Origin of the sequence: Burkholderia sp. AU4i (assembly GCF_000466765.1) — a bacterium.
Lineage (GTDB): Bacteria > Pseudomonadota > Gammaproteobacteria > Burkholderiales > Burkholderiaceae > Burkholderia > Burkholderia cepacia.
This window is the reverse complement of the sequence record NZ_ASSI01000313.1, coordinates 1-1,329: the sequence shown is the minus strand read 5'-3', so window position 1 is coordinate 1,329 and position 1,329 is coordinate 1. Positions and strand designations below refer to the sequence as shown.

The window sequence follows — 1,329 nt, the reverse complement described above, 5'->3', positions numbered from 1 at the left end:
ACTCCACGGGTATAGGTCCAAATCGCTGGGTGAATCGACTCGACGTGTTGGGGCAAGGCGGCCATATTGCAAAAATACTGTATGGATGTACAGTATCGTATATCAAAAACCTGCTTCGTGAAACGTCCCTTTTTGATTACGACGGAAGACGATGATGGATATGCCTGTGCGCAAGCATCCGATGCCGGAGATAGCGGCGTTCGTGGCCGAATTGCGTCGCGCGTTTGGGGATGCGACTATTGATGAAGCGGTCGCGCGCGGCAAGGCGGGCGAGCCGACGTTTTTCGCGAGCGAGAACGGTCTGACGGTAGGCACCAGGTCGGATGCGACAGTCAGGAGCTGGCGAGTCGACGGCAGCGTGCTCAACCGGCACTTCTGCCGTGGGTGCGCCGGGTCATGCATCGGGACCGACATACGATGCAGTCAACGCAGGTGATTGAGCGGGCAACCGCATCAACCAGTGGAGATGACGCATGTGCTACTCGGCTCAAATCTGGGCGGACTACCGCCGGTACGTACGGACCTTCGGTGCGCACATGGACATCGCCGAGTTCGCACGTCTCTATTTCCTGCAGGCCGAAGGGAGCGGCGCCAAGACACCGAAAGCGCTCGACGATGCTTTCCTCGACCCGCAGACGGATGGCGAACGCGAGATACGTCAACTCATCGAAAAGACGCGCGCGGAACAGAGGACGAAACTGGAGCAAGACCTCTTCAAGCAGCGAACGAGATTTACGGAAGCCGAGCGCAAGCTGGAGTCGAAGGTGACGAAGGCCGCGACCGAAAGTAGACGCATCGCTACCGACAAAATTGAGGCTGCGCTACGCCGCATCGAAGACATCAATCGCAGCGAATCAAAGCCGCGCGACTCGCGCATCTTCCCCGGCTACTACGCGCCGGTGCTGGTGATGGAAAACGGCGAGTACGTGCTCCGGCCGATGCGATACCAGTGCCGCATTGCGGGCACGCCGGCAAGCTTCGATGTGAAATATCCCGGCACATACAATGCCCGCAAAAATTCATTGGGAGGTTTCTGGAAATCGTGCTTCGGACAGACGCACGGTGTGTTGCTCGTCGAGGTCTTTTACGAGAACGTGAAGAAGGCGAAGATGGAAGGCACGGTGCTGGAATCACATGACAAGGACGAGAACGTCGTCCTCGAGTTTCGCCCAAGCAATAGACAGTTGATGCACGTGGCCTGCCTATGGTCGCGATGGACGAAACCGGGCGAGCCAGACCTTCTGTCGTTTGCTGCCATAACGGATGACCCGCCGCCGGAAGTTGAAGCGGCCGGCCATGACAGGTGCGTCTGAATACTACTAACTATTA

2 protein-coding genes are annotated in these 1,329 nt (G+C 57.6%); both read left to right on the top strand.

Going from position 1 to position 1,329, the window contains the following annotated elements; all coding sequences use genetic code 11:
• Positions 1-154: 154 nt before the first annotated feature.
• Positions 155-436, top strand: a complete 282-nt coding sequence (locus L810_RS49505) for a hypothetical protein (protein WP_039364595.1) — start codon at positions 155-157, stop codon at positions 434-436.
• Positions 437-473: 37 nt separating this feature from the next.
• Positions 474-1,313, top strand: coding sequence for an SOS response-associated peptidase family protein (locus tag L810_RS41435; protein ID WP_042978289.1), 840 nt, complete (start codon positions 474-476; stop codon positions 1,311-1,313).
• The last annotated feature ends 16 nt before the right edge of the window (positions 1,314-1,329 follow it).